The organism is Flavobacterium sp. IC2-16 (genome assembly GCF_055521455.1).
This window is the reverse complement of record NZ_CM145480.1, coordinates 2,224,187-2,250,207: the sequence shown is the minus strand read 5'-3', so window position 1 is coordinate 2,250,207 and position 26,021 is coordinate 2,224,187. Positions and strand designations below refer to the sequence as shown.

Genomic DNA, 26,021 nt, shown 5'->3' with positions numbered 1-26,021 from the left:
TATTAACTAATCCTCTTAGATTATTAAACTACTTAGACCTTTTAGACTTTCTTAGACTCCTAAAAATCTGATTTCATTAAAGATTTACAATATATAAAATCTAAAATCCCAGTATGTTCTAAAGAATCTAACTATCAAAGCGACCTAAGAAAGCTACCTCGGTTTCGGAAAGTTTCGTCTGATATTTCTCACGAGTTCTTCAAGACCATTGAGTTTAAGCTCGTATACCAATTGAAGTTGTTCGCCCAATTGCCCTTTTGGAAATCCTTTATTATGATACCAAACCACATAATATTCAGGTAGGTCAATAAGAAAATACCCTTCGTATTTTCCGAAGGGCATTTTAGTATGTGCGAGTTTAATTAAAAGTTCCTGTTGTGTATTCAATTTACTTCCAATTAAATGTGATTTCTTTTTTAATATCTGGATGTAAACTGTAAAAAACAGGACAAGTCATTGCTGTTCTTTCTAGTATAGTTTTTGTCTTTTCATCGGCAGATAAATTCATGGCAAATACGATATGTATTTCGGTAATACGTCTGGGATCTGTACCCATAATTTTAGTCACTTCTGCAGTAGACCCAATAAAATCCACTTCTAAATCTCTAGCTTTAATTCCCATAACCGTAAGCATACAAGTAGCTAAAGCATTGGCAACAGAATCGGTTGGAGAAAAAGCTTCCCCTTTACCATGATTATCTGTAGGTGCATCGGTAATAATTGTATTACCTGATTGCAAATGAACAGACGATGTACGTAAATCGCCTATATATGTTACCTTAGATGTTGGCATTATTTTGCTTCTTTTAAGGTTAAATCTTCATCATAATACAATAAATAAACACCTTTATTGTAATATCCACCACCTATGTTAACATAGTTGAATTTACTCTCAATTTGTTCTGATGCATTTTCATTAACCGATTCTTTAAATCCACCTTCTTGGAACATGCGTAAAATCACATCGAAAGTTACATCGAAACCTCTGGTTGCAAATCGGTTAGGATAAATATTATTTTTCTTTTTGAAAACTTTAGAAAAGATATCGGCTTCTGGCGTTTCGTTATCTCTAGAAACTGAAGGATACAATAATTTCAACTTGGTTAACTTACTTAAAGGAATTTCTTCAAAATCTAAAGTTTCGTTTTTCTCCAACGTTACCAATTGTACATCAAAATCCGCCATAGCAGTAGCCAGCACATTACATGAACTTAACACAAGTCCAGTTCGCTCACTTTCCAAAATCACATAGTTGGTTTTTCCAGCTTCCATTAAACTTTTAATATTTTCAATGGTTGGAACTCCTTTATCATTGATTTCGGCAATTTTTACTGTAGGATAGTTTTCAGTAATATATTGTCTAACGCTACCTTTTTTAGGATCAATGATGGCAATAATATTCCCGCCTTTACTTTGCATGAAATCGAACATTTTACGTTTCACATCAATAGTATTTGGCATGGCTTGAAATAAATTGGTATACGGTTTACCACGCTCATTAGATAGCGGCGAAATAATTGGCGTATTGTATTTTTCTAATAAAGCAGCAGCAGTTTCTACATGATTTTGAAAAAACGGACCTATAATAGCCTCTGTATTAGAAAAATCATTTTTTGTAATTAAAGTAGCTACGGCCGATGAGTTTTTAGATTCTTCGGAGTCCAAAATTTTAACCTTTAATGGGAAACCTAAAGTTTTAGCCGAATCGATTGCCATTAAAGCACCTGCATAAAAATCTAAAGTCATGTTTAGAAATTTATCTTTTTTCAAGCGTTCTTGAACTGATCGCGCTGAATCAGATTCGATTCGTTCCATATTAAAAGGCAAAAACATTACCAATTCTTTGCTTTGTTTTTTATCTACTTTAGAGGATAAATCTACATATTCTTTATTTTGAACAATCTGATTAAACTGAGAATTAGCAGGCATTCTAATTGTCATACCCGTTTTTACACCATTAGCCAATTCTGGATTTAATTTTAATAATTCATCTTGAGAAAGACTTGCCGATTTAGACAAACTATATAAAGTTTCCTTAGGTTGTACGGTGTAATCCATATATCCGAAACTTTGGCTAGTTCCTTTTACTTCTTCTTTAACAGCTGGAGTAATTGTAGCTACCGGCGTATTTTTATTTAGACGTAAACTTTGTCCGATTTGTAATCCATCTTTAATTTCCGGATTTAAATCTTCCAAATCATTTACCGTTAAGCTATATTTTTTAGCAATACCGAATTTTGTTTCTTTTGGTTCAACCAAATGGTATTTTGGAGTTTTTGATGCCGTAGTTTTAACTTGAGTTATGGTTTGAGCATTTCCTTTTTTAGTAAAAACCGTCACTGTTTGACCTACACGAAGTCCGTCTCTAACAACATCAGGATTATTTGCATTAATAGATTCTACGGTAGTATCGTATTTTTTGGCAATACTGTACAATGTTTCTTTGGGTTCTACAGTATGGTACACACGAACTTCATTGCCACCAGTTTTCACAACAGTATTTGTACTGTTTTTAGTTGGCTGACCTACATTTGTTGGAATTAACAAAATAGCATTTTCATTGATGCCGTTTTTGGCTTCAGGATTTAGTCTGTAAATATCTTCAGGAGATATACTATATTTTTTAGCAATAGAGTATGCTGTCTCCCCTTTTGCGACCTTATGTTCTTTATAATTTTTGGTTTGCGCATAGGCAGACACCGACATTAATAAAGTCGCACAAAATCCAATAAAAAAATGCTTCATCATGTTACTTTTAAATAAACAAGTCGTTACAAATTTAACCATTGTAACGACTTATTCATAATTTTCTTAATATTTTATTCCCATTCAATAGTGGCGGGTGGTTTCGAGCTAATATCGTACACTACTCGATTCACTCCTTTCACCTTATTAATAATTTCATTCGAAATTTTCATTAAGAAATCATACGGTAAATGTACCCAATCGGCAGTCATACCATCTGTAGATTCTACGGCACGTAATGCTACAACTTTTTCGTAAGTTCTTTCATCACCCATTACACCTACACTATTAACCGGCAGTAAAATTGCACCTGCTTGCCATACTTTGTTGTACAAACCATGCTCTTTTAATCCGTTAATAAAAATAGCATCTACGTCTTGAAGAATACGAACCTTTTCTGGTGTAATATCTCCTAAAATTCGAATAGACAATCCTGGACCTGGAAACGGATGACGACCTAATAATTCGTCGTCAATACCTAAAGTTTTACCTACTCTACGAACTTCATCTTTAAATAACATTCGCAATGGCTCAACAATTTGCAGTTTCATAAAATCCGGCAATCCACCTACATTGTGATGTGATTTGATTGTTGCTGAAGGGCCTTTTACCGAAACAGACTCAATAACATCCGGATAAATAGTCCCTTGAGCTAAAAATTTCACATCTTCAATTTTATGAGCTTCGTCGTCAAAAACTTCAATGAACACGCGACCAATGATCTTTCGTTTTGTTTCTGGATCATCTACACCAGCTAATTCAGTCAAAAAGCGTGCCGAAGCATCAACACCTTTAACATTTAAGCCCATTCCTTTATACTGATCCAAAACGCTTTCAAATTCATTTTTACGCAATAAACCATTGTTTACAAAGATGCAATATAAATTTTCTCCAATTGCTTTATTCAATAAAACTGCAGCTACTGTAGAATCTACACCTCCAGAAAGTCCTAAAACAACTTTTTCGTCTTGGATTTTATCCTTCATTTCTTGAACAATTTCCTCAACAAAGGCATTAGGTGTAAAATTTTGAGGAACCTCGGCAATTTTAACTAAAAAGTTCTCCAACATCTGTTTACCATCTGTTGAATGATATACTTCTGGATGAAACTGGATAGCATAAGTAGTTTCGCCGTCAATTCGATACGCTGCATTTTCTACATCTTTAGTAGAAGCTAAACGAACACCTCCAGAAGGCAATTGTTTGATTGTATCACTATGACTCATCCAAACCTGGCTGTTTAGTGCTACTTCATCAAAAAAGACTTCATCATCTTTTATAAATGACAAATTTGCTCTTCCATATTCTCTAATGTTAGATGGAGCTACTTCACCGCCACTAAAATGCGCTAAATACTGCGCTCCATAACATACCGCCAATAAAGGCATTTTACCTCTAATTTGAGATAAATCTGGATGTGGAGCATCTTCAGCTCGAACTGAAAACGGGCTACCTGAAAGAATTACTGCTTTGTAACTCGATAAATCGGTTGGAACATTGTTAAAAGGAAAAATTTCGCAGAATATGTTTAATTCGCGAACACGGCGCGCAATCAACTGAGTGTATTGCGATCCGAAATCTAAAATAAGTACGTTGTGTTGCATGTGCAAAAATAGACATTTCTTGAAAATTCAAAAATTAAAAAAATGAAAGATTTAAGTCGTGGAATTTTTCAACAAAAAATGTAATTTCGCAATATGATGAAAACCAATGAAATTGATGCGCTGAAAGAACTTTTAGCAACTCCAAAAAAAATAACTATTGTACCACATCGCAATCCAGATGGAGATGCAATGGGCTCAACATTAGGGTTATACCAAATTCTTTCCCAACTTCAACATGATGTTGTGGTTATCTCACCAAACGAATTTCCAGAATTTTTAGCCTGGTTACCCAATTCGGAAAAGGTTTTAATTTTTGAAAAAGATATTCATCATTGTACCAACCGGATTAATGAATCGGAACTTATTTTTACTTTAGACTTCAATGCAGTTCATCGTGTTGGAGAACAAATGCAGAAAGCGCTGGAAAATGTTTCCACAACTTTTGTGATGATTGATCATCATCAATTACCCGATTCGTACGCAAAATTTACCTATTCGGATACAAAAATGGGATCAACCTGTGAAATGGTTTATCATTTTATTCATCAGCTCAATCTGGAAAAGTACATTGACAAAATAACAGCTACTTGTATTTATACCGGTATAGTTACCGATTCCGGCTCTTTTCGCTTTCCTTTAACCACAAGCACAACCCATAGAGTTGTTGCCGATTTACTTGAACGAGGTGTTGAAAACTCAAAAATTCACAATTTACTTTTCGATACAAGTTCGTACAATCGTTTGCAACTATTAGGAAGAGCGCTCCAAAATATGAAGTTACTTCCGCAATACAAAACATCGTATATTACCCTAACACAAGATGAACTTGATTCATTTGGTTATGAAAAAGGAGATACTGAAGGAATTGTGAACTACGGTTTATCATTAAAAGGCTACGACTTTACCGCAATTTTTATCGAAAATAAAGACGAAGGAATAATTAAAATATCGTTCCGCTCACAAGGTGCTTTCGATGTAAATCAATTTGCGAGAAACCATTTTAATGGCGGCGGACATATTAATGCGGCTGGAGGAAAATCTTTTAACAATATGGAAGATACCTTAAAGCAATTTATAGCTATTTTAGCAACTGAAAAGAACACGTAAAATGAAAAGAATACACATTATTGGCGCAATGCTTTCCGGAATGCTATTGGCTTGTTGCTCACAACAAGAAGCTCGACGTCCAATTTCTCATTCTTCTGGAACTTTTATTAAAGAGTCGATTAAGCGAAATAAAAAATTAATTGATAATGAAGAGTCCCAAATTAGTGAGATTATAAAAAAAGATTCCTCAAAAAGTTATATTGCTTCTTCAAAAGGGTATTGGTATCGTTATGAACAAAAAAACAGTACCGATTCACCAACTCCTATAAAAGGTGATATTGCATATTTTGATTATTACATTACCAATCTTAAAGGTGAGATAATTTATTCTGCTGAAGAGTTAAAACCTCAAACTTACACTGTTGATAGACAAAATATCATGATGGGATTACGCGATGGAATTAAGCTTATGAAAAAAGGAGAAAAAATCACTTTTCTTTTCCCTTCCCACATGGCATATGGCTACCATGGTGATGATAACAAAATAAGTACTAACGAACCTTTAATGTGTACCGTTACGTTGAACGATATTAAAAAAGATCCTAACCCTAAAAAAGAAAAACCAACAACAGCAGAATAACCCAATATGAAAAAGATATTTTTCCTTTTTGCTTTAATAACAAGCTCATTATTTACTTCTTGTGAAAAACAATACGACAAGTTACCTGATGGCATTTATGCCGAAATCGAAACCGTTAAAGGAACAATACTGGTTGAATTAGAATACAAAAAAACTCCGGTAACTGTAGCTAATTTTATTTCACTTGCCGAAGGAAAAAACCCTTTTGTAAGTCCGAAATACAAAGGAAAACCTTTTTATAACGGTTTAACTTTTCATCGTGTTGAAAATCATTTTATGATACAAGGAGGAGATCCTGATGGAAATGGAAGCGGCAACCCTGGTTATAAATTTAAAGATGAATTTGACAGTAGCCTGAAACACAATTCGGCAGGTATTTTATCTATGGCTAATGCAGGACCAAACACCAATGGCTCTCAGTTTTTCATCACACACAACGAAACTCCTTTTTTAGATGGAAAACATACTGTTTTTGGTAAAGTAATCGAAGGCATGGATGTTGTTAATGCTATTGAAGTTAGTGATGAAATCAACGAAATAACAATTATTCGTCGTGGTAAAGAAGCTAATAAATTTGATGCTCCAAAAGTATTCAAAAACTACTACGACAAAGAAGCCTCTGAATTGAAAAAAATCGCAGATGAAACAGCCAAAATAAAAACAGATAAAGTAGTAGAATTTGCTGAACTAAAATCAAAAGCTATCAAAACAGAATCTGGCTTACAATATGCCTTCATCAAAAAAAGTAATAATCCAAAAACAACCCCAGGTACAACCATTTTCTTTAGTTATGCAGGGTATTTTGAAAATGGCGAGCTTTTTGATACCAATTATAGCGATGTTGCCAAACAGTTTGATAAATTCAACCCTATGCGTGAAAAACAAGGCGGATATTCACCCGTTCCTTTTCAATATGGAAGAAAAGAAGGTTTAATTACCGGTTTTATTGAAGGCATGGAAAAAATGACTGTAGGTGATAAAATAATTTTATTTATTCCATCCTATTTAGGTTATGGAGAAAGAGGTGCTGGTGAAATACCCCCAAACACCGATTTAATTTTTGAACTTGAATTATCTAATACAAAATAATTGGGAAAAACCCGGAAAATCCCAGCGAAATGCAAAAAAAGTACGGATTATATTATGAATCGATGAGAACAAAAATTTTGCTTTTATTGTTTTTAGGAATAATGAGCGGCTATGCTCAAAACAAAAAAACAACAAAAAATGCTCATAAAACAAAAACTGTTGCAGCAAAGTCTAATGAAGGAATTTTTGCAGAAATGGAAACTTCCAAAGGAAAAATTATGCTTCAGCTTAATTATAAACAAACTCCAGTAACAGTAGCTAATTTTATTTCGTTGGCTGAAGGCACAAACACGAACTTAACCGATGAAAAATTAAAAGGAAAACACTTTTATGATGGATTAAAGTTTCATCGTGTTATTAAAGATTTCATGATACAAGGTGGTGATCCAGAAGGTACCGGTGGTGGTGGACCTGGATATAAGTTTAAAGACGAAATTGTACCTGAGTTGAAACATGCTAAAGGAGGAATTTTATCTATGGCTAATGCAGGACCTGGAACAAATGGGAGTCAGTTTTTCATTACCCACAAAGAAACACCGTGGTTAGATGGCAAACATACTGTGTTTGGAGAAGTAACTCAAGGAATGGATGTTGTGAACAAAATTGAACAAGACGACCAAATAGTTAAAGTTACAATTATCCGTAAAGGTAAAGAAGCTAAAAAGTTTAATGCTGCCAAAGTGTTTTCTGATTACTTTGCAAACAAAGCTGAAGACGACAAAAAAATGGCTGCTTTAGAAGAAGAAAAAAGAAAGAAACAAGCCGAACTTGAGGCATCGAAAAATAAAGAATACAACGATAAATACGCTCCTGTAATGGAAGCAAAAAAAGCTGAGTTCGCCAAACTTAAAGCTACAGCAAAAACAACAGCTAGCGGTTTAAAATATGTTATCATTAAAAAAGGATTGGATAAAAAACCAGCTGAAGGAGCACCAGTTCAAATTGGTTACGCCGGATATTTTGAAGATGGTAAACTATTCGATACTAGTTTTGAAGACGTAGCTAAACAATACGGAAAACATGATCCAATGCGTGCACAACAAGGTGGATACAACGGATTTGCTTTTACATACGGTAATAAATCAGGTTTAATTCCTGGATTCATTGAAGGTTTAGAAAACATGAATTCTGGTGACCGTGCTTTAATTTACATTCCGTCAAAATTAGGTTATGGTGAAAGAGGTGCTGGAAATGTAATTCCACCAAACACCGATTTAATTTTCGAAATCGAAATGACCGAACCAGCTAAATAATACAAAAATAAAAAAGGCACTGTAAAGTGCCTTTTTTTTATTTCTTATAAACCCAATGAAATTCGTCGTTAATAAGTAATGCTCCTATTTCGACCTTAGTTACTTCATTAAACTCTGAAACTAAAATTATCCAATTAGCTTCATTAAAATACGTTTCAATTCCTTCTTCTTCGGCTTCCTCCCAATCTTTAAAATCTTTTTGATTCAAAGAACCAATTACTTCTTTAGGCGTAACACCAATTACCTTTTTATCATAAAGCACAATATCGGGATGCGATGCAACAATATAGCCTAATTTAAAATCTTCATCTTCATAAAACGTCAATTTTAACTTAGCTCCATTATACAAATAAACACGATTATCATCTTCATCTTCATACTGTTTATTAGGCTTACCTAAAAGCGCTTCAACATGTTGCTGTTTCATTCCGAACAACAAACCTCCTACTCCATTTTTTGGATTAATTTGCATAATGTTAGATTGATTTCAAATTATCGATTAATATATCAACATCTTCTTTCGTATTATAATGACTGAAAGAAATTCTAATACTTGGCTTATTAATGTCTTCTGGTGCTAAAATTTCAGCTAAAACGTGCGATGGCTTTGTACTTCCGCTTTGACAAGCACTTCCTCGTGAAACTGCAATTCCTTTCATATCTATATGAAATAAAAGCATGGCTGTTTTATCTTCAGAAAGAGGCAAAATCACATTTAAAATATTATAGAACGTATTTTCTCCATTTACTTTAAACTCCGGAAATTCAATTTCCATACGCTCAATCGCGTAGGCTTTTAATTCGGAAATATACTTTCTTTCGGCATCCAAATTCGAATAGCTAATTTCGAGTGCTTTTGCCATTCCAACGATTTGATGAACCGCTTCTGTTCCGGCACGAAAACCTTTTTCTTGCTCACCACCTAAAAACAAAGGCTGCAATATGGTATTTTTACGAACGAAAGCAAAACCTGCTCCTTTTGGTCCATGAAACTTGTGTGCGCTAGCTACAAGAAAATCTACAGGTAATTTTTGCAAATCCAACTCGGTTTTTCCAACCGATTGCACTGTATCGGTGTGAAAGTAGGCATTGTTATCTTTACAAAGTTGTGCAACTTTATCTAAATTGAGTACTGTTCCAATTTCATTATTCACATGCATTAAACTCACTAAAGTTTTTTGTTCTTGAGCGAGTAAATCGGATAAATCGTTATAATCAATTTCACCATTGGGCTTCACGTTTACATAATCCACTTGAATTCCGAACTCAACCTGTAAAGCCTGAACAACATACAAAACCGCATGATGTTCAATTTTACTCGTAATAATGCGCTTCACTTTTAAATTATGAACGGCTGAGCGCAAAATCCAATTGTTTGCTTCTGTTCCACACGATGTAAATATAATTTCGCCTGCAGTTGCATTTAATTGTTTTGCGATGGTTTTACGCGCCTGCTCCATAACAGCTTTTGAACTTCTACCAAAACTATGTGTTGAAGAAGGATTACCGTACTCTTCGGCAAGCACTTGCGTTATCGTTTGAATTACTTCAGGACGTAATGGTGTTGTAGAAGCATTATCTAGATATACTTTTTTCATTTTATTCGGAAACGGGAATTTCTTTCAATTTTCGGTTAAAGATAAGCTTTTGATTGAAAACAAGAATGGATATCAATATCAGAGAATACGAAACCAACTGAATATCAGTTACTTTTTCCTTATAATATGTTACCGCTAATACAAAATTTAAAATCGGATTGATATACAACAATATTCCAACTGTAGCAGAATCGACTCCTTTTAACGCAAATAAATTCAGAAACAACGGAATTATTGTAAAAAGAACAACAATAAAGATCAAACAGATATAAAAAAGATTTTCCTGAGGTACTGCTCCACTAAAAGACGGATAAAATGGTAAAAGTAAAATGCCCGAAGTAAGCAATTGAATATTTAAAGCTATGAATTTGTCAATTTCTGTATTTCGACGCTGTGTAACCAAATAAAAAGCATACGTTAACGCCACTATCAAACTATAGAAAATATCCTTAAAACTATTAAATGACAGTAAAACACAGCCCAAAACACTAATTGAAACGGCTATCCATTGCCATTTGCTTAATCTTTCTTTTAAAATAATAAAAGCCAAAACGGTTGTTAAAATTGGGCAAACCAAATACGCAAACGAAGCCGCTTTTACGCTAATATGATTCATAACATAAATGAAAATGAACCAATTGGCTGTTAATAACAATCCGCCTCCAATATTAACCTTGACTATTGCTCTTTTTTCTTGCTTGGATTTCGATTTGAAATACGTCCAATCTTTTTTTAGAATATCTTTTCTGAAAATCAAGTTAATTGCAGAAATCAGTATAACACTTAAAAAAACCCTATAGAATAAAATATCCAAAGACGGATAATTATGCAATGGTTTCAGTGCTAAACTGAAAAACCCCCAAATTACAAATGCCGTTAATGCAGCGAGGTAATATTTATTGATACGCATAAAAAAGAAATTCGGAACAAAGGTAATAGATTTACCCTGCTCCGAATTCAATATTATCAATTTCTTAAGAATTATACGTTAATGAGAACCTTCGGTTTCAATTTCATCCACATCAATATTTTGTTTTTTCAAAATAGCCTTAACCGTAATTGCAAAAAACAACAAATAAGCAAAACAAATTACAGGAATTATATACGATTGATGAATACCAATAATATCTGATAATTTCCCTTGAATTGGAGGGATAATTCCACCTCCTAAAATCATCATAACCAAAAATGCAGAACCTTGTGAGGTATATTTCCCTAATCCAATAATAGATAAACTGAAAATAGCCGGCCACATAATACTACAGGCTAAACCTCCTGCAAGAAAAGCATAAATAGCAACTGTTCCCGTAGAAAACAAACCAATTAACATCGCTAAAACCCCAAATATTGAAAATACAGTTAAGGTTCTCGCGGGTTTATCTTTACTTATAAAAAAGGCAAGAATTTGTATTCCTACACAAATAATATAATAATAAAGTGGTGTCATGTCTTTTTGTGCCAACATGTTTACACTTATGATAACTGTAAAAGCTAACATAGGGACCAAAAACATCGCTAAATTTTTCATTGATTTTTTAAGATGAAAAACGCTAATAGCACCGGCCCAACGACCAATCATTAAACTTCCCCAGTACATTGAAATATAAGGCGCTATGGCTGACGATTGATGACCACCAAAATCCTTAAGTTTTAACAATTCCCCTAAATTACTTCCTATGGCCACTTCAACCCCAACATAAGTAAAAATAGCAAGCATACCTAACACCAATTGCGGGTATTGTAACGCTCCCCAACCTTCACTATTTTTTTTAGCCGATTGATACGAATAAAGCAATCCGCCCACAACTACAACCAATGCACCAAAAAGACACAACATACGCTGTTGATCTAATGCCGATTTTAACTCGGTTATTTGTGCTGTTTTAGTTTCGGTTACATCGTCGGCAAGTACTTTATCTTCTTTGCCAGCAACAACAGCTAAATTAATATTTTCAACTTCTTTGGTTAACGTTTCTATACGTTGTGCCTCCTGACTTTTATAACTATTAAAAACCGGAGTAAAACAAATTGCCAATAAACCTGTCATGATTAACAAGGTTTTTAATGCTTTATTTGCTTTTTCCATTGGTTCATTTGAAACGCCTGCCGGAACTTTTTTAGAAAAATAAAACAATCCGGCTGCGGCTACAAACAACAAGCCTACACATATGTACAATAAAATAACTTTATTTAAATCGAGATGCTTAATTTGATCATCGGTAACTGCCGCTGTAGTTCCAAAAAGAGCAAAGGCAACCACTAAAGGTCCGATTGTGGTTCCAAAAGAATTTATTCCGCCACCTAAATTCACGCGATCTGCTCCCGTTTTAGGATTTCCTAACGAAATGGCAAACGGATTAGCCGCAGTTTGCTGTAACGAAAAACCAAGAGCCACAATAAACAAACCAGATAACATCCCTGCATATAGATTCGCTTCAACGGCAATAATCATAGCACCTGCTCCAAGAGCCGAAAATAACAACCCGAAAATGATACTTTTTTTATAGCCCCAACCACTTACAATATCTTTATTTTTAAAAGTTCCAAAAATAAATAACAACAGTGCTCCAATATAATATGCTGTATAAAAAGCAAAATCAACTAACTGTGATTGAAACTGATCTAGCGAAAAATAACTTTTACAAAAAGGAATAAAAATGCTGTTTCCAGCTGCAATAAAACCCCAAAAAAAGAATACGGTAATAAGAGTATATAATGCTGGATAATTGGTTTGATGTTTAGATGACATAATTAGTTTTTGGTTTGGTTTTCAAATATAGGAATATTGATGAATTTCATCACGTGAAATATTGGCTTTTACAACCTAAAAATACTACTTTTGTCTCAAAACCAATCTGAAAGTAAAATTATGAAAAAGTTTTTCGGGATATTAATTTGTCTTTTCGTTTTGAATTCGTGCGATGATGGCGATATTGTTTTAGAGTCGTTCAATTTCGGTTCGGCTTCCATTCAAAAATGTAGCGACAAAGATTTACTTTTCAAAACCCATAAAGAAGAGCTTTTATTAATAGACATACCTCCTTCATCATTTGTAAATGAAGTAACACCCGATGGTGAGCCTCGCATAGTTACCATTGGTGATGCCAACAAAGTTTTGTATCGTAAATATAGTGGCAATGCTTCTAATGCCGTAATTTGTTCAGACATTCCTCCTGCTTCACCAACTGTAACAAAACAATGGAGCGCAGCATCTGGCGGAACAGTACAAATCGTAACAACCGAAAAAACTACAACAGACCCAAATACTAACGAAGTTACCTTAGTAGGGTACAACCATCAAATTAAATTGATTAATGTTCAGTTTGTAGGAAACGATAATTCTTTCGTTTTTGAAGAATATCTTTTTGGAACTTACACGACTAATTTATAATTATCTGGAAGGATTTTGTTTGATATAAACTTCTGTAGCTCCTAATCCATATTTTTGATAATTAGCATCTTGAAAAGATATTCCGTCGTAACGACCTAATAGAAAATCAAGTTCGGCTTTCAAAACCCCTTCTCCAACTCCGTGAATAAAAACCACTTTTGGCATTCTGTTTTTGATGGCAAAATCGAGTTGACGTTTAGCAGTATCCATTTGAAGAGTTAGGATATCATAATTAGACATTCCGCGTTTAGATGGGACTAATTTTTCAATATGCAAATCGACTTCCAGAACAAACTCATCTTTTCTGGATTTTTTTTCTTTAACAAACGAGCGTTTAACCGGTATTTCTTTTTCTTTGAGTACCTGTTGTAATGATGTAGAAGCAAACGATTTTAAATCGGCTGAATCTCCAATCTTCACAAGCTCATTAGAAGCAAATGTCATTGTAAAACCATCTGGAGTTTCAATAACTACTGCGTTTTTCTCAAAACCTATTACAATGCCGTTTATTACATCGTCTAAAACCGAAACCGAATCACCAATATTAAGACTCATGCTCATCGTCATCATTAGAATTACTTGAAGTTTTAGCCATGAGTTTCATCATTCCGTAAAAGAAAATCAAAATCCCCACGACTTTAATCCATACATTTCCTTCTGGTTTAGATTGTTCGTAAAAAACAAGACTAATAACTAGAATCATTAATAAAATATAGATAGGCTTCATAACTCGAATTTATTTGAACAAAGGTAAGGAAGAAAAAATATCTTTCTATAATTTAAAAACTATGCAGTATTTTTAGTAAAATTGTCCTACAGATTTAATTTATGGAAGAATATATGATTCCTTGCATGAGCAAGAAATTTTTAGGGATAGAATGCTTCGGCTGCGGAACTCAACGTGCGTTAGTTTTATTATGTCAAGGAGAATTTGTGGCAGCATTTAAAATGTTTCCTGCCATTTTCACCTTAATTCTTTTTGTTGGATTTGTAGCGTTGAACTTCATAGACAAATCCAGAAACTATCATAAAATCATATTACCCTTAGGAATTTTAAATGCGGTAATTATGGTAGTATCATATTTCATTAAACATTTTATTATTTAATACAAACCAAAATCAAGTAATTATGAAAGAAAGCAATTTCAACAATTTTGAAAAAAATCAAAAACTACCTAACGCTACGGCTGTAATGATTTTAGGTGTTGGCTCTATTTTAGTTTGCTGCTGTTACGGAATTTTCAGTATCCTTTTAGGAGCAGTTGGTATCTATTTGGCTAAAAAAGATACCGCATTATATAACGAAAATCCATCCGTTTATACCAACTACAAAAACGTTAAAACCGGTAAAGTTCTTTGTATTATCGGAATAGTTTTAGGAGTTCTAACAATTGCTTACTTTGCTGTTGTAATTAGTGTTGTTGGAATGGATGCATTACAAAACCCAGAATTAATGCAAGAAAGAATTCGCGAAGTTCTTGGTCAATAAATACTAGACATAAAAAAATCCGCTTTTAAGCGGATTTTTTTTTATTTCTTATTTTTCGAAATCTTTTAAGGTCTTGGTGATAATGGAAACGCAATCCAACAATTGTTCTTCATTCATAACCAATGGTGGTGCAAAACGAATGATATTTCCATGTGTTGGTTTAGCCAACAAGCCGTTTTCGGCTAACTTCATACAAATATTCCAAGCCGTATCGCTTTCTTCTGTATCATTAATAACCACCGCATTTAACAAGCCTTTACCACGAACTAAAGTAGCGATATTAGACGTTTCAATATATTTTCCAATTTCCGAACGGAATAATTTTCCTAAATGTTCAGCATTTTCTGCTAAACTTTCATCGGTTACTACTTCAAGTGCAGCAATTGCAACAGCAGCAGCTACAGGATTACCTCCAAAGGTAGAACCGTGTTGTCCAGGTTTTATCACATTCATGATAGCATCGTTTGCTAATACTGCAGAAACAGGATAAACTCCACCCGAAATAGCTTTTCCAAGAATTAAAATATCCGGAGTAACATTTTCATGATTCACTGCTAATAATTTTCCAGTACGAGCAATACCTGTTTGAACCTCATCCGCAATAAACAATACATTATGCTTTTCACATAGTGCTTTTGCTTTGGCTAAATATCCCTCTGTAGGAACATAAACACCCGCTTCTCCTTGAATTGGCTCAACTAAAAATCCTGCAATATTTGGTGATGATGTGATTGCTTTTTCCAGCGCCTCAATGTCATCGTATGCTATTTTAATAAATCCAGCTGTATACGGACCGAAGTTTTTACGTGCGTTTTCATCGTTTGAAAATGATATAATAGTTGTAGTACGCCCGTGGAAATTATTTTCACAAACAATTATCTTAGCTTCATTTTCATGAATTCCTTTTTTCTCATAAGCCCATTTACGGCATAGCTTTAATGCCGTTTCAACAGCTTCAGCTCCAGTATTCATTGGCAAAACTTTATCGAAACCAAAATAGTTCGTTACGAATTGCTCATAAACACCTAATTTGTCATTATAGAAAGCTCTTGAAGTTAAGGTTAACGTTTGCGCTTGATTAATCATAGCGCCAACAATTTTAGGATGGCAATGCCCTTGATTTACTGCAGAATACGCCGATAAGAAATCGTAGTATTTTTTCCCTTCAGTATCCCAAACATACACTCCCTCACCTTTACTCAACACAACTGGTAGTGGGTGATAATTGTGTGCACCATACTTGTTTTCCAGTTGAATTGCTTCTGCAGAATTCATTTTTTCTAACACTTGCATTATAATTATTTTAGTAGTTACAGTTATAAAATTGACTTGGGGTAAATTTGTAGCGCAATTTAACAAATTTTATTCACAAAAATAACATTTTACCCTCTATTTTATGTTTTTTGTAACAATCAATTCTATTCGAAATCAAAAATATAACAATAATCCAAAGCATTTGTAACAATACAGTTTACTAACAAAATGAACACATCTTGTTAAATTGCTATTCAAACATTTCTAACAATTTGGTTATCGTATTCATGTTTCGCATAGTAGCAATAACATTCAATTTTTTTTCGATATACTTTTGATCTAATCTGGTTTTTCCAGCTCCAACAGCATATTTAATATAAATTCTGTTTTTATCGATGTAAGCTTCATCAGGTTTAACCTGGCTCATTTTAAGTTCATGAATGCTGTTTTCGTGTAATTCTTTAGAAAGAAACGTAAAATATAGCTTCTTAGTATCAACTTCTTTCTCCTTTAGATAAGGATTATTACGAAAACAATTTTCTAAATCTTCTTTTGCAACAACCACTACTGGAACATCATATCCCCATTCCTTATAGATTTCCTGTTTGATTTTAAATCCAACTGTAGCGCCATGCTCTTCCTCGGAATCCACAAAAACATTACCCGATTGAATGTAGGTTCTAACATTAGAATAATTCATTCCTTCCAATAACTTTTTCAAGTCTTCCATTTTTATCATGTTATGACCCGAAACATTAATACCGCGAAGTAGTGCCAAATGTGTTTTCATTTTGAAAAATATTTACTACAAAGGAACAATTTTTTTTTAAAGATGACTTTAAACGAGTTTTAATTCAATCACAACGATTTTAAAATTGTTTTAAATCATTAATGATTAATTTCATAGTGATGTCTAACCATAAAACTCAATATTATGAAAAGGATACTACTATTTTTAATGATTACTTCATTAATTTCACTGTCATCATGTTCGAAAGACGATAATAATTCAAGTTCGTCAACACCATCAAAAATAATTACTGCAAAAATTAACGGTGTCACTAAAAAATTTACTGTGGTAAGTGTAACTCAAATTCCTTATGAAGATTATACTGACTTAGAAATCACTGCCGCTGTGGCTAACCAACCTAATGTTTATTTCGAAATGAACATGGAAAAAGCATCCGATGGGCAAATTTACTTTATGCAATACTCTGAAAATGGCGAGTTTTATGAAACTACTGCTTCATTCTCATCATTTGTATCCGAAAACTCAAGCAATAGAGTGACAGGAACATTTTCTGGAACTATGTCTACCGATACAGATCCTGTTAACACGGTTACCATAACTGATGGAACTTTCGACATCAAGTATTAAAAGAATATGAGCTACTATTTTAGCAAAACTTTGACAGGCATCTCTTTTGATGATGCCATTGAAAAAGCTACGGCCGAATTAAAAAATGAAGGTTTTGGAGTATTAACCGAAATTGATGTCAAAGAAACTTTAAAAAAGAAAATTGATGTTGACTTTAAAAAATATAAAATTCTCGGGGCTTGTAACCCCCATTTTGCCCATAAAGCTTTAACGCATGAAGATAAAATTGGCGTTTTTCTTCCTTGCAACGTTGTAGTCGAAGAGCACGAAAACGGTTCTATTGAAATTTCTGCTGTAGACCCAATTGCTTCAATGAGTAGCATCAAAAACCCTGCACTAGAAACACTTGCCATAGAAGTTCAACAAAAACTTTTAAATGTAATTGCTAAGTTATAAAAAGGCAAAACCAAAAGTTTTTTTTCAGAAAATAAAAAACAGCACAACTAAAAAATACGTTATTCTAAAAATGACGTATTTTTTTTTACATAACTCAAATTAAATGAAGTTACATTATGATTGAATGCTTATTTTTGCCCCATGGGAAGAAAAAAAACAGACAAAATCGTATTCGAAAACGTAAAAGTCCTTGATGCAGGAGCTAAAGGCGTATCGGTAGCTAAAGCACCCGATGGAAAAGTAATTTTTATTCCGAATGTAGTGCCGGGCGACGTGGTGGATGTACAAACGTTCAAAAAACGCAAAGCCTATTACGAAGGAAAAGCCATAAACTTTCATGAGCTATCCGAGCACCGCATTGACCCGATTTGTGAGCATTTCGGAGTTTGTGGTGGCTGTAAATGGCAAAACATGAAGTACGAACAGCAATTGTTCTACAAAAACCAGGAAGTTTACAATCATTTGAAAAGAATCGGTAAAGTAGAATTACCGGAATTTGAACCGATTTTAGGTTCCAAAGAACAATTCTTCTATCGTAATAAAATGGAGTTTGGTTTCTCGTCTTCAAGATGGATGACACAAGAAGAAATCGACTCTGAAGTAGAATTAGACAACAAAAACGCCGTTGGTTTCCATATCCCAAAAATGTGGGATAAGATTTTAGACATCAAAAAATGTCATTTACAACAAGATCCTTCCAACGATATCCGTAACGAAATCAGACGTTTTGCCAATGAAAATGGTTTGACGTTTTTCAATCCGAGAGAAAACCACGGTTTATTACGTACCCTAATGATTCGTACGGCTTCAACGGGAGAAATCATGGTATTGATTCAGTTTTACGACAACAATAAAAAAGGCATTGAATTGATGATGAATTTCTTAGCGGAACGTTTCCCGGAAATCACTTCGTTACAATATGTTATCAATCAGAAAGCGAACGATACCATATACGACCAGGACATTATTCTTTTCAAAGGAAGAGATTACATTTTGGAAGAAATGGAAGGTTTGAACTTCAGCATCAATGCAAAATCGTTCTACCAAACAAATTCCGCGCAAGCTTATGAATTATACTCAATTACAAGAGAATTTGCTGGTTTAACTGGAAACGAATTGGTTTACGATTTATATACCGGAACCGGAACCATTGCGCAATTCGTATCTAAAAAAGCGAAAAAAGTAATTGGTGTAGAAGCCGTTCCAGAAGCTATTGCCGATGCGAAAGAAAATGCCAAACGAAACAATATTACCAATTGTGAGTTTTTTGTTGGTGATATGAAAAATGTATTCAACGACGAATTCATCAAAACGCATGGTCATCCGGATGTTATTATTACCGATCCACCTCGCGACGGAATGCATGCCGATGTGGTTGGACAGATTTTAAAAATCGCTCCAGAAAAAGTAGTTTATGTTAGCTGTAACTCGGCAACACAAGCACGTGATTTGGCCTTAATGGACGAAATGTACAAAGTAACTCGTGTACGACCGGTAGATATGTTTCCACAAACGCATCATGTGGAAAATGTTGTACTTTTGGAAAAACGCTAATTGAATTTGAAGGTTTACAAATTTGAAAATTTGAAAATGAAAAAACTAAAGCTAATCGGCTTATCACTGATACTCGCTAATTCTTTTTGGGGTTGTGAAAAAGATGATATTTGTGCAGAAGGAACACCTACAACACCAAATGTAATTATAGAATTTTATGATGCTACCAATCCAACTACATTGAAAAGTGTTAGTAATCTTGGTGTTATTGCTCCGGGATTTACAGAAGGTATAGGATATACTGGTGTAAGTAAAATTAGTGTTCCACTAAAAACAAATGAAGACATAACCACACTTCAATTTATTCAAAACGGTTCTGATGCTGATACGGGTAATGACAATATTGATGTGCTGACATTCAATTATACACGTTCTGATGTTTTTATTTCCAGAGCTTGTGGTTATAAAACTTTATTTTTACTGAACGACAACAATCCTGAATTAACTGACGGTGATACCTCCTTATGGATTTCATCAATTGAAGTTGTACAACCAAACATTCAAAATGAAAATGAAACACACATTAAAATCTATTTTTAGTATGGCTTTAATGTTGGTTTCTTTATCAACATTTTCCCAAAAACAAACTACCGATTCTGTTTCAAATGGAAAAACACAACGCTATGGTGTTCGGGTTGGTGTAGATTTACATCGATTAACAAAATCCTTTTACGATAAAGATTATAAAGGATTTGAAATTGTTGGAGATTATCGTATCTCTAAAAAATTCTATGTTGCGGGTGAGTTGGGTAACGAAAACAAAACTGTAGATGACGACCAAGTAAATTTTACAACAAAAGGAAGTTATTTTAAAGTTGGCTTCGATTACAACTCCTATGAAAACTGGCTTGATATGCAAAACATGATTTATGTTGGTATGCGATATGGTGTAAGTTCCTTTTCACAAAACCTTAATAGCTACGCTATATACAACACCAGTACGTATTTTGGAGAAACAGTAGTATATCCAAATCAGAAATTTGATGGTCTTACAGCAAGTTGGGTTGAAGTAATTGGTGGCGTAAAAGCCGAATTGTTCAACAATGTCTTTTTAGGATTTTCGGTTCGACTGAATTATTTAGCCTCAAACAAAAAACCAGAGAATTTCGACAATCTTTTCATTCCTGGTTTTAATAGAACGTATGAAGGAAATTTTGGCGTAGGATTTAATTACACATTGAGTTATCTTATACCACTGTATAAATCTCAAAAATAATTTTTACCATTTAACTTCCTTAACTCCTTTTATAAACAACCATTTCATGTATATTTTCTCTCCTTCTGGAGTTGGAACTGCTTGAAATTTTGGTGCTAAAATAGAGGCTACTACTGCCGAGGTTAATGGCAACCATAAACCGTTTAAATTGGTAAATGTTTGAGCAACAATTCGTGCTAAAACAAAAAATACTGCAAAACCAATAAAATTATACAACAATGCTTTCGTTTTTAAAGTCATTTTTTGAAGTTATGAGTTATAAATTATGAGTAAATGGTTGAAATCGAGACGACTACTCTTTATTTTGAAATTTCATTCGTTTACTTCCTTCATACATTTCGTATTTCACCAAACGAGTTTCTAATTTTCCGTTAAAGAGCTTTATTTTACGTGATGGTTTTAAACCTACAAATTTCAAAGCTTCAAGATTTGCAGTAATAAACCAAGCATTTGTTCCTGGATAACTTTGCTTTAACGTATCGCCAATTTCTCTGTAAAAACGTTCCATTTCAATATCCAAACGTTCACCGTAAGGCGGATTAAAAACCATATGCAACGGACCTCGTGTTTCTTTTTCCGTATCGAAAAAATTACGTTCCGAAATTTTCACATATTCTTCCAAATTAGCATTTCGAATGTTGTCTTTCGCTTTCATAACAGCCGATGGCGCTTTATCGTAACCTGTTATGGTATAATGAAATTCTTTAACTTTTTTCATTAATGAATCCATAATCTGATCAAACAATGCATTGTCCCAATCGTTCCAACGCTCAAAAGCAAACTCTTTTCTATTGATGTTCGCCGGAATATTGCAGGCAATCATGGCAGCTTCAGCTAAGATAGTCCCAGAACCACACATTGGATCAATAAAATCGCCTTGTCCATCCCAACCAGAAAGCAACAACATTCCTGCTGCTAAAACCTCGTTGATAGGTGCAATATTAGTTGCTGTTTTATACCCACGATGGTGTAATGAATCGCCAGAACTATCCAGTGAAATTGAACATTGATCGCGATCGATATGCACATTAATACGCAAATCTGGAAAATCTTTATCGACGTTAGGACGCTTACCAAATTTATCTCGAAACTGGTCAACAATAGCGTCTTTAGTTTTTAAAGCAACAAATTGTGAATGATTAAAATGATCGGAATGTAGCGTTACATCAACCACAAACGATTGATGAGCCGACAAATACTTAGACCAATCAACACCTTGTACGCCACGATATAAACTTTGCTCATTAAACGCGCGAAAATGATAAATGGGTTTAAGAATTTTTAAAGCAGTACGCAAAGCCAAATTCGCTTTATACATAAAGCCTTTATCACCGTAAAAGCTAACCATACGGGTCCCTTGCTCAATTTTTTGCGCCCCTAATTGAGCTAATTCTTTTGCTAATATTTCTTCGAAGCCAAATAATGTTTTGGCAATCATTTTAAAATTCTCCATTTTTATCAAAATCCATTATCAAAATTCCAAATCCCAAAAAATCTTAAATCTTACATTTCAAATTTTAAACATGGAATTAGTCAGCAAAAATACGTTAAATTTGCAAGATTAATTATCCTCCAATAAAAGAATACATGTCAGATACACAAAATCATCTAACAAAAAACTGGTTTGCCTCTTGGTTCGACACATCTTACTATCATATTTTATACAAAGACCGTGATTATGCCGAAGCGCAACATTTCATGGATAATTTAACGCAGTATTTAAACTTACCTGATGATGCTAAAATTTTAGATTTAGCCTGTGGTAAAGGGCGTCACTCTGTCTATTTGAATCAATTGGGATTTGATGTAACAGGTGCCGATTTATCCGAAAATAGCATCGCAGCCGCATCGGAATATTCAAATGAAAAACTTCATTTTAAAGTTCACGACATGCGCGAACCCTTTGATGAAAAATTTGATGCTGTTTTTAATTTATTTACCAGTTTTGGGTATTTTGAAAGTGATGATGACAACATAACGACCTTAAAAGCAATCAAAAATTCTTTAACCGAATATGGTTTTGCTGTAATTGACTTTATGAATGTTGATTATATAATTGAAAACCTTGTGCCGGAAGAAGTTAAAACAGTTGAAGGAATAGATTTTCATATTAAACGTTATGTAAAAGACAACCATATTTTTAAAGAAATAGATTTTGAAGATAACGGTGAAAAATTTCATTTCACAGAAAAAGTAAAAGCCTTAACTTTAGAAGATTTTGAACAAATGATGGAAGAAGCCGAGATTTTCCTTTTAGATGTTTTCGGCGACTATAAATTACGCAAGTTTTACAAGAAAGAATCGGAACGTTTAATCATGATTTTTAAATAGTTATGATCTATTTATTGCCATTATTTTCAGTTATTTTTGGCTATATTATAGCTACTTTTTTTAGACCAAAAAGTAAAAAAAACTTAAAGCTTCTTTTGGCTTTTAGCGGTTCTTTCTTATTGGCTTTAACGGTATCTCATTTGCTTCCTGAGGTTTATACAACTTATGAAACTTCAAAAAGCTCAGCACACCTACACGATAATGCAGGAATGTTTATCATGTTTGGTATTGTCTTTCAGATTATTTTGGAATATTTCTCAAAAGGCGCAGAACACGGGCATGTTCATGGGCACGATACCATGCATCATATACCTTGGGCTCTTTTCTTAAGTCTATGTTTGCATGCTCTTTTAGAAGGATTACCCGTGAGTCAGCATAACGATTTAGCCTGGGGAATTGCCATACATCATTTTCCTATAGCTATTATATTAACTACTTTTTTCAGCACTTCACATCTGAACAGAACATCGATTTTAATTTTCATGCTTGTTTTCGCAATTATGACGCCATTAGGAACTTTAACTTCCGAAAAGCTTTCATTCATTACAAACTATTACGCGGAAATCACGGCATTTGTTATTGGGATATTGTTTCACATTTCATCAACTATTATTTTTGAAACCAGTGAAGGACATAAATTCAATATGGCAAAACTTTCGGCTATTTTACTTGGAATTCTATTTGCCTATTTCATGTAGTTTTATGGCGTTACCAAAGGCTCGGTCTGTGCGTTGCAAACGAAGTTCACTGAACACAAATTAAAAGAAGTAATCTTTTCTAGTAACTTCGAGAGCCTCAGTCCCAAAAAGGATTTTCTCTACCATCCCTCACACACGCTCAATTTCATTACTGATTTTATGTAAAAAATAGAATAGCAATTCAAAACAAAACTTTGTAACTTAGCAACTTTGCCAGTTAGCAACTTACTTTTATGTCATTTACCAAAACCACCGAACAATCTTCTAAATACGAACATCTAGAAAAAATGTCCGTTCATGACTTGTTAAGCAACATCAATAATGAAGACAAAACAGTTCCCTTGGCTGTAGAAAAAGCATTACCACAAATTGAAGCTTTGGTTGCTACTATTGTAGAAAAAATGAAAGTTGGAGGTCGGTTATTTTATATTGGTGCTGGTACTTCGGGAAGACTTGGTATTGTTGATGCGTCTGAATGCCCACCTACTTTTGGGGTTCCATTTGATATGGTTATCGGATTAATTGCCGGTGGAGATCAAGCAATCAGAAAAGCTGTTGAATTTGCCGAAGATGATACCACACAAGCCTGGAAAGATTTATCGGATTGGGATATAAAACCTAATGATGTAGTTATAGGAATTGCTGCATCAGGAACAACGCCATATGTAATTGGTGGTTTAGAACGATGCAATGAAAACAATATTACAACGGGATGCATCACTTGCAATGCGGGAAGTCCGTTAGCAGTAACTGCAAAATTTCCAATTGAAGTTGTTGTGGGACCTGAATTTGTAACTGGAAGCTCTCGAATGAAAGCCGGAACGGCACAAAAATTAGTTTTAAACATGATTTCAACTGCAACTATGATTCAGCTTGGCCGTGTGAAAGGCAACAAAATGGTGGATATGCAGTTAAGTAATGTAAAACTTATTGATAGAGGAACCCGTATGATTATGAATGAAATTAATATTCCGTACGATCAAGCCAAAGAACTATTAGAAAAACACGGAAGTGTTCGCAAAGCCATTGAAAACTATACAAACAAACCATAAGCTATTTAACATGAAAAAACTATTTGCTTTACTATCTCTGTTTTTTGTTTTTGTACTATCTGCTCAAGAAATAAAAATGGAAAAAGGAAAATTTTACACCAACGGAGAACAAATTTCATCTCGAGAAACAAAACAATTACTAATGACGAATCCCGAAGCCTTGAAACTATTCAAAGCTGGACAAAACAAGGAATCTATCGGAGGTGCTCTAATTGGTATTGGTTCGGCTTTTATTGTGGGTGATTTAGTTGTTGGTTTGGTATCGGATGTTCGATATCCTTCTCCTATGACTTATATTGGCGCTGCGGCTATCATAACTTCAATTCCAGTTATGTCTGGTAGAACAAAAAAAATTCAAAAAGGAATTAAATTGTACAACAGTGGTTTAAAAAACTCGGTTGGGTATTACGAAAAACCGGCTATCAATATGAATATTATTGCCAATAATTATGGCTATGGACTCCAAATTGTTTTTTAATGGCTACTAACAAACAACTTTTAGTAAAAGGAGTACGCTATTTAGCATTTGCTTTACCGTTGCTATTTATTGGTCCTTCGGTAATTCATAGCTCCTTTAAAAATCAGGGGCATCCTTTTTACATTCCTATTTTAGGACTTGGAATTATTTTTTGTTTAGGTGCTATGTTTTTAATTTTCAAAGGGATTCAAACCATAATGAAAAGTTTATTCGATGGAGACACCAATCAATAATCAATATTTAGAGAGTATTAAAAAGCAGTTTCTGTATTATAAAACCATTGGTGAAAAAGCAATGAACCAACTGGAACCTGAACAGCTTTTTAAAATGGTTAATGAAGACAGTAATTCTATTGCGATTATAGTCAAACATTTATCCGGCAACATGATTTCCCGATGGACCGATTTTCTTACTTCCGATGGCGAAAAGGAATGGCGAAATCGCGACGGAGAATTTGAAAACACCATTCAAACAAAAGAAAAACTATTTGCCGTTTGGGATAAAGGATGGTCTTGTTTTTTCAACACTATTAATGCCTTAAAACCGGAACAACTCACCCAAATTATTTACATCCGAAACGAAGGCCATACCGTTATGGAAGCAATAAACCGACAATTGGCTCACTATCCCTATCATGTAGGTCAAATTGTTTTCTTTGCTAAACTGATGAAACAAACGCCTTGGGAAAGCTTATCCATCCCAAAAAACCAATCGAACCAATACAATTCTGATAAATTTTCTAAAGAAAAAGGGTTGCGCCATTTTACCGATGACGAATTAGACAAGCTGAAATAAAAAATGATACATT

Annotated in this window: 32 protein-coding genes; 18 read left to right on the top strand and 14 right to left on the bottom strand. The window is 33.9% G+C overall.

Going from position 1 to position 26,021, the window contains the following annotated elements:
• Positions 1-153 precede the first annotated feature (153 nt).
• From ACZ1JT_RS10330 to guaA, 4 genes are all read right to left on the bottom strand, one after another.
• Complete coding sequence (locus tag ACZ1JT_RS10330) at positions 154-387, bottom strand: DUF3820 family protein (protein ID WP_465093743.1); 234 nt, start codon at positions 385-387, stop codon at positions 154-156.
• A 1-nt stretch (position 388) separates the two neighbouring features.
• On the bottom strand, positions 389-793 hold the full coding sequence (locus ACZ1JT_RS10325) for an OsmC family protein (protein ID WP_465093742.1): 405 nt from the start codon (positions 791-793) through the stop codon (positions 389-391).
• Positions 793-2,748 (bottom strand): LysM peptidoglycan-binding domain-containing protein, encoded by a 1,956-nt coding sequence (locus ACZ1JT_RS10320; protein ID WP_465093741.1) that lies wholly within the window; start codon positions 2,746-2,748, stop codon positions 793-795. The genes ACZ1JT_RS10325 and ACZ1JT_RS10320 overlap by 1 nt, the downstream gene beginning before the upstream one ends.
• A 71-nt stretch (positions 2,749-2,819) precedes the next feature.
• Entirely contained in the window at positions 2,820-4,349 is a 1,530-nt protein-coding gene (gene guaA / locus ACZ1JT_RS10315) for a glutamine-hydrolyzing GMP synthase (protein WP_465093740.1), read from the bottom strand.
• 93 nt (positions 4,350-4,442) lie between these two features.
• On the opposite strand from guaA, the gene ACZ1JT_RS10310 reads away from it, so the two are divergent.
• From ACZ1JT_RS10310 to ACZ1JT_RS10295, 4 genes are all read left to right on the top strand, one after another.
• Positions 4,443-5,456 carry a DHH family phosphoesterase gene (locus tag ACZ1JT_RS10310; protein ID WP_465093739.1) on the top strand — a complete coding sequence of 338 codons (1,014 nt, stop codon included), beginning with the start codon at positions 4,443-4,445 and terminating at the stop codon, positions 5,454-5,456.
• 1 nt (position 5,457) lies between these two features.
• Entirely contained in the window at positions 5,458-6,036 is a 579-nt protein-coding gene (gene gldI, locus ACZ1JT_RS10305; RefSeq protein ID WP_465093738.1) for a gliding motility-associated peptidyl-prolyl isomerase GldI, read from the top strand.
• A gap of 6 nt (positions 6,037-6,042) precedes the next feature.
• A complete protein-coding gene (locus tag ACZ1JT_RS10300) occupies positions 6,043-7,125 on the top strand; it encodes a peptidylprolyl isomerase (RefSeq protein WP_465093737.1) in 1,083 nt (360 codons plus the stop codon).
• 62 nt (positions 7,126-7,187) lie between these two features.
• Positions 7,188-8,378: a peptidylprolyl isomerase gene (locus ACZ1JT_RS10295; RefSeq protein WP_465093736.1), complete on the top strand. Its 1,191-nt coding sequence runs from the start codon at positions 7,188-7,190 to the stop codon at positions 8,376-8,378.
• 37 nt (positions 8,379-8,415) lie between these two features.
• On the opposite strand, the gene ACZ1JT_RS10290 is transcribed toward ACZ1JT_RS10295, so the two are convergent.
• From ACZ1JT_RS10290 to ACZ1JT_RS10275, 4 genes are all read right to left on the bottom strand, one after another.
• Complete coding sequence (locus tag ACZ1JT_RS10290) at positions 8,416-8,850, bottom strand: hypothetical protein (protein WP_465093735.1); 435 nt, start codon at positions 8,848-8,850, stop codon at positions 8,416-8,418.
• A 4-nt stretch (positions 8,851-8,854) separates the two neighbouring features.
• On the bottom strand, positions 8,855-9,976 hold the full coding sequence (locus ACZ1JT_RS10285) for a cysteine desulfurase family protein (RefSeq protein ID WP_465093734.1): 1,122 nt from the start codon (positions 9,974-9,976) through the stop codon (positions 8,855-8,857).
• Between the two features lies 1 nt (position 9,977).
• Positions 9,978-10,886, bottom strand: coding sequence for an EamA family transporter (locus ACZ1JT_RS10280; RefSeq protein ID WP_465093733.1), 909 nt, complete (start codon positions 10,884-10,886; stop codon positions 9,978-9,980).
• A 78-nt stretch (positions 10,887-10,964) separates the two neighbouring features.
• Positions 10,965-12,728, bottom strand: coding sequence for an MFS transporter (locus ACZ1JT_RS10275; RefSeq protein WP_465095291.1), 1,764 nt, complete (start codon positions 12,726-12,728; stop codon positions 10,965-10,967).
• 117 nt (positions 12,729-12,845) lie between these two features.
• Between ACZ1JT_RS10275 and ACZ1JT_RS10270 the strand changes: the two genes are divergently transcribed.
• Positions 12,846-13,367: a hypothetical protein gene (locus tag ACZ1JT_RS10270; RefSeq protein ID WP_465093732.1), complete on the top strand. Its 522-nt coding sequence runs from the start codon at positions 12,846-12,848 to the stop codon at positions 13,365-13,367.
• Here the strand turns inward: ACZ1JT_RS10270 and ACZ1JT_RS10265 are convergent, their stop codons facing one another.
• Together ACZ1JT_RS10265 and ACZ1JT_RS10260 are read right to left on the bottom strand one after the other, a co-directional pair.
• Entirely contained in the window at positions 13,368-13,937 is a 570-nt protein-coding gene (locus tag ACZ1JT_RS10265; RefSeq protein ID WP_465093731.1) for a Smr/MutS family protein, read from the bottom strand. It abuts the gene before it with no gap.
• On the bottom strand, positions 13,912-14,094 hold the full coding sequence (locus ACZ1JT_RS10260) for a hypothetical protein (RefSeq protein WP_465093730.1): 183 nt from the start codon (positions 14,092-14,094) through the stop codon (positions 13,912-13,914). The genes ACZ1JT_RS10265 and ACZ1JT_RS10260 overlap by 26 nt, the downstream gene beginning before the upstream one ends.
• A 125-nt stretch (positions 14,095-14,219) precedes the next feature.
• On the opposite strand from ACZ1JT_RS10260, the gene ACZ1JT_RS10255 reads away from it, so the two are divergent.
• Positions 14,220-14,474, top strand: coding sequence for a DUF2752 domain-containing protein (locus tag ACZ1JT_RS10255; RefSeq protein WP_465093729.1), 255 nt, complete (start codon positions 14,220-14,222; stop codon positions 14,472-14,474).
• 22 nt (positions 14,475-14,496) lie between these two features.
• The gene (locus ACZ1JT_RS10250; RefSeq protein WP_465093728.1) at positions 14,497-14,856 is read left to right on the top strand and encodes a CCC motif membrane protein; all 360 of its coding nucleotides are present in this window, start codon (positions 14,497-14,499) and stop codon (positions 14,854-14,856) included.
• A 48-nt stretch (positions 14,857-14,904) separates the two neighbouring features.
• Here the strand turns inward: ACZ1JT_RS10250 and rocD are convergent, their stop codons facing one another.
• Both rocD and ACZ1JT_RS10240 read right to left on the bottom strand, forming a co-directional pair.
• A complete protein-coding gene (gene rocD, locus ACZ1JT_RS10245; RefSeq protein ID WP_465093727.1) occupies positions 14,905-16,149 on the bottom strand; it encodes an ornithine--oxo-acid transaminase in 1,245 nt (414 codons plus the stop codon).
• A gap of 211 nt (positions 16,150-16,360) precedes the next feature.
• Positions 16,361-16,900 (bottom strand): DUF1697 domain-containing protein, encoded by a 540-nt coding sequence (locus tag ACZ1JT_RS10240; protein WP_465093726.1) that lies wholly within the window; start codon positions 16,898-16,900, stop codon positions 16,361-16,363.
• A 144-nt stretch (positions 16,901-17,044) separates the two neighbouring features.
• Between ACZ1JT_RS10240 and ACZ1JT_RS10235 the strand changes: the two genes are divergently transcribed.
• The 5 genes from ACZ1JT_RS10235 to ACZ1JT_RS10215 all read left to right on the top strand — a co-directional run bounded on the left by ACZ1JT_RS10235 (position 17,045) and on the right by ACZ1JT_RS10215 (position 20,654).
• Entirely contained in the window at positions 17,045-17,488 is a 444-nt protein-coding gene (locus tag ACZ1JT_RS10235) for a hypothetical protein (RefSeq protein ID WP_465093725.1), read from the top strand.
• 6 nt (positions 17,489-17,494) lie between these two features.
• On the top strand, positions 17,495-17,884 hold the full coding sequence (locus ACZ1JT_RS10230; protein WP_465093724.1) for a DUF302 domain-containing protein: 390 nt from the start codon (positions 17,495-17,497) through the stop codon (positions 17,882-17,884).
• Positions 17,885-18,025: 141 nt separating this feature from the next.
• The gene (gene rlmD, locus ACZ1JT_RS10225; protein ID WP_465093723.1) at positions 18,026-19,438 is read left to right on the top strand and encodes a 23S rRNA (uracil(1939)-C(5))-methyltransferase RlmD; all 1,413 of its coding nucleotides are present in this window, start codon (positions 18,026-18,028) and stop codon (positions 19,436-19,438) included.
• 36 nt (positions 19,439-19,474) lie between these two features.
• On the top strand, positions 19,475-19,978 hold the full coding sequence (locus ACZ1JT_RS10220) for a DUF6452 family protein (protein ID WP_465093722.1): 504 nt from the start codon (positions 19,475-19,477) through the stop codon (positions 19,976-19,978).
• Positions 19,950-20,654 carry a DUF6048 family protein gene (locus tag ACZ1JT_RS10215; RefSeq protein WP_465093721.1) on the top strand — a complete coding sequence of 235 codons (705 nt, stop codon included), beginning with the start codon at positions 19,950-19,952 and terminating at the stop codon, positions 20,652-20,654. Before ACZ1JT_RS10220 ends, ACZ1JT_RS10215 begins: the two co-directional genes overlap by 29 nt.
• 3 nt (positions 20,655-20,657) lie before the next feature.
• Here ACZ1JT_RS10215 and ACZ1JT_RS10210 read toward each other — a convergent pair whose 3' ends face one another.
• Positions 20,658-20,894, bottom strand: a complete 237-nt coding sequence (locus ACZ1JT_RS10210) for a hypothetical protein (RefSeq protein ID WP_465093720.1) — start codon at positions 20,892-20,894, stop codon at positions 20,658-20,660.
• Between the two features lie 52 nt (positions 20,895-20,946).
• A complete protein-coding gene (locus tag ACZ1JT_RS10205; RefSeq protein ID WP_465093719.1) occupies positions 20,947-22,107 on the bottom strand; it encodes a THUMP domain-containing class I SAM-dependent RNA methyltransferase in 1,161 nt (386 codons plus the stop codon).
• A 134-nt stretch (positions 22,108-22,241) separates the two neighbouring features.
• Here ACZ1JT_RS10205 and ACZ1JT_RS10200 point away from each other — a divergent pair, with 134 nt between their 5' ends.
• From ACZ1JT_RS10200 to ACZ1JT_RS10175, 6 genes are all read left to right on the top strand, one after another.
• On the top strand, positions 22,242-22,985 hold the full coding sequence (locus tag ACZ1JT_RS10200) for a class I SAM-dependent methyltransferase (protein ID WP_465093718.1): 744 nt from the start codon (positions 22,242-22,244) through the stop codon (positions 22,983-22,985).
• A 2-nt stretch (positions 22,986-22,987) separates the two neighbouring features.
• The gene (locus ACZ1JT_RS10195) at positions 22,988-23,683 is read left to right on the top strand and encodes a ZIP family metal transporter (RefSeq protein WP_465093717.1); all 696 of its coding nucleotides are present in this window, start codon (positions 22,988-22,990) and stop codon (positions 23,681-23,683) included.
• A 233-nt stretch (positions 23,684-23,916) separates the two neighbouring features.
• Entirely contained in the window at positions 23,917-24,735 is an 819-nt protein-coding gene (murQ, locus tag ACZ1JT_RS10190) for an N-acetylmuramic acid 6-phosphate etherase (protein ID WP_465093716.1), read from the top strand.
• Positions 24,736-24,745: 10 nt separating this feature from the next.
• The gene (locus ACZ1JT_RS10185; RefSeq protein ID WP_465093715.1) at positions 24,746-25,213 is read left to right on the top strand and encodes a hypothetical protein; all 468 of its coding nucleotides are present in this window, start codon (positions 24,746-24,748) and stop codon (positions 25,211-25,213) included.
• Entirely contained in the window at positions 25,213-25,446 is a 234-nt protein-coding gene (locus ACZ1JT_RS10180) for a DUF6095 family protein (protein WP_465093714.1), read from the top strand. Before ACZ1JT_RS10185 ends, ACZ1JT_RS10180 begins: the two co-directional genes overlap by 1 nt.
• Positions 25,427-26,008, top strand: coding sequence for a DUF1572 family protein (locus ACZ1JT_RS10175; protein ID WP_465093713.1), 582 nt, complete (start codon positions 25,427-25,429; stop codon positions 26,006-26,008). The genes ACZ1JT_RS10180 and ACZ1JT_RS10175 overlap by 20 nt, the downstream gene beginning before the upstream one ends.
• Positions 26,009-26,021: the final 13 nt, after the last annotated feature.